Raw genomic sequence first — 2,447 nt, 5'->3', positions numbered from 1 at the left:
TCCGCTATACCCGGGCCGCCATTCCAGGCGTCGGCACAAACAGTCCCGGCACCAAGGAAAGGAACACCCATGAACACCACAACCACAGTGACCATGCTGCCCATCGACGCCATCAGGCCCAACGACGCCAACCCCCGAAGCGAGATAGGAGACGTGTCGGAGCTGGCCATGAGCATCGCGTCCCAAGGCATACAGCAGGCCCTGGTCGTCACACCGGCGAACCAGGAGGGGCGGCACACCCTGGTCATCGGACACCGGCGGCTGGCGGCCGCCGAGCAGGCCGGCCTTGCAACCGTGCCCTGTATCATCACCGACATGGACGAGCAGACCCAGGCGGAGGTGATGCTGGTAGAGAACATACACCGTGACCAGCTCACCGCCCTGGACGAGGCACGCGGATACGCCCACCTCCTGGACCTTGGCGAAGACGTGGACCAGATGGCCAAAGCCACTGGCCGCAGCCGCAGCACCGTGCAGCGACGGCTCAAAATATCGTCCATCGACGACGAGAAAATACTCGCGCTGCCATCCCAGCTGAGCTTCGAGGAATTGGAGACGATAGCCGACTTCCGCGACGACGAAGGCCTGCAAGACCAGCTCATCAAAGCCGCAGGCACCAACAACTGGAACATGACACTGCACCAGGTCCAGGCCAAACGGTCGCTGGACAAGTGGATCGAACAGGCCCAGGAAGCCATCAAGCAGGCCGGGCTGCCCATCGTGCCGCTGACACCATCACAATCCTGGTCTGACCCGGAAGGTTGGCGCACCATCGCCCGATTCTCCCCGGATACCGACCCCGACCCCAAGCAGGCCCTCGACACATGGCTGGAGGAATGGGAAGGCGACAAACCCACGGCCGCCGGACTGCTCGACCGTGGCGGACAGTGGCGCGTCAAAATCACCCTGCTGGAGCCATACACCCAACAGGACCAGGAGGACGAACGCCGGCAAAGAGAGGATGACCTGGCCAGGTGGCAAGCCGAACAAGAAGCCGAAATCGCACCGGCCAAGCAACTGGACACGGCAAGCCACGACCTGCGGCTGGCCTACACGCAACGGCTCATGTCCCTCAAACGCCCCGCCAAAAACCAGTCCCAGGCCCTGTCCATGCTGGTCATCGCCCAAGCGAGCCAACGCACCTGGTGGGTCAGCCGGGACCAGGTGCGGGACACATGGCGCGCCATCGTCCAGGACCAGGAAGCCGAGCTGGCGCAAAAGGCCGACCTTGACGAGAGTCGCCGCACCCAGACGGCCTTCGCCCTGTGCCACGCCATCATGGAGACACAGATCAACCACGAGACCTGGCGCAGCCAAGACGACATAGACGGCCTGCTCAAACCCCTCTACCGTGCCCTCCAAACCGCAGGCTACGCCATCAGCGACGAAGAGCAATCCGGTCTCGACGGCGACCTGGTGCCCCGACCTGAAGAGGAAGACAACGAAGGGAACGAAGATGAAACAGACGACGGCGACCAGGAGGAGGACACCAAAGAGTGAATGAACCCCGCAGCCGGCGGCGGCGCAGCGATGCCTCGCGCCACCCCACGGGGTGGAATCGGCATCGTCGAACGCCCCGCGTTCGGACAGCCAGACCGCAACGCGAGGAACGCACGACTGGTTTGTATGTGCAATTTGTACTACACTCATGGTCATGGAGATCGAGATAGAGCAATCAGCCCGCAAGCACGGCTGCGCCGACGACGAAATCAGGCACGCGGTCCTCCACTCCATAGGCCACGAACAAATCGAGGGCTACGGCGACGAGATGACGGTGGTCTTCGTCGGCCAGCCACACCCCGGGGCCCTACCCGACAACCTGCTCGAAGTCATCGTCAGCAAATGGCAGGACGGCCAGCTCCACGCCTTCCACGCCATGCCGCTGACCAGCCGGTGGCAACATCTCAGATACCAATAGACACAACCAACAAGGAGCCAGACCATGACCAACACACAGACACCCGCCGACAGGGCAGCACACGCCGACAGGGCAGCACACGCCGAAGCACTCGACCGCATGGCCGACGCCGGCCAATTCACACCCATCGAAGGCACCCGGGTATACCGGGGCTACGACGCCGGCCCCCTGACCGACGACGACCTGCTCTCCATCTTCGCCGGCCGCCCCCGCGACGAACTCAAACAACCCACCAGCAAAACCTGGCAGGTACGCACCACCCCGGCCCTGGACCAATGGGCCGAAGCCGCCGTCAAAACAGAAGGCACCAACCTATCGGCACTGATCCGCCAAGCCACCGCCGAATACCTGGCACACCACTACCCAGGACTCCGAAGCCAGATGGCCTGACCCATCAGGGCAACATCATCAAGGGACCCCTCAACGGGGTCCCTTTTTCCATGCTCGGCTCGGCCGGGGTTGTGGTCATCGGCGGCTGCGCCTTGATGTCTGGCCGCCGCTGTCGCACGCCTGCGGCGTGCTGCTGAAG

At 63.5% G+C, this 2,447-nt stretch carries 3 protein-coding genes; all 3 read left to right on the top strand.

Translation table 11 applies throughout. From position 1 onward, the window contains the following. Positions 1 to 69: 69 nt before the first annotated feature. The 3 genes from H3U89_RS08335 (at position 70) to H3U89_RS08325 (ending at position 2,308) form a co-directional block, all read left to right on the top strand. On the top strand, positions 70 to 1,500 hold the full coding sequence (locus H3U89_RS08335) for a ParB/RepB/Spo0J family partition protein (protein WP_015022037.1): 1,431 nt from the start codon (positions 70 to 72) through the stop codon (positions 1,498 to 1,500). Positions 1,501 to 1,654: 154 nt separating this feature from the next. Beyond that, positions 1,655 to 1,918: a hypothetical protein gene (locus tag H3U89_RS08330; RefSeq protein ID WP_141650026.1), complete on the top strand. Its 264-nt coding sequence runs from the start codon at positions 1,655 to 1,657 to the stop codon at positions 1,916 to 1,918. Positions 1,919 to 1,942: 24 nt separating this feature from the next. Continuing rightward, positions 1,943 to 2,308, top strand: coding sequence for a hypothetical protein (locus H3U89_RS08325; protein ID WP_198180620.1), 366 nt, complete (start codon positions 1,943 to 1,945; stop codon positions 2,306 to 2,308). Positions 2,309 to 2,447 lie beyond the last annotated feature (139 nt).

Origin of the sequence: Bifidobacterium sp. W8104 (genome assembly GCF_016100735.1) — a bacterium.
GTDB lineage: Bacteria > Actinomycetota > Actinomycetes > Actinomycetales > Bifidobacteriaceae > Bombiscardovia > Bombiscardovia choladohabitans.
This window is presented reverse-complemented; position numbering and strand designations above follow the sequence as displayed.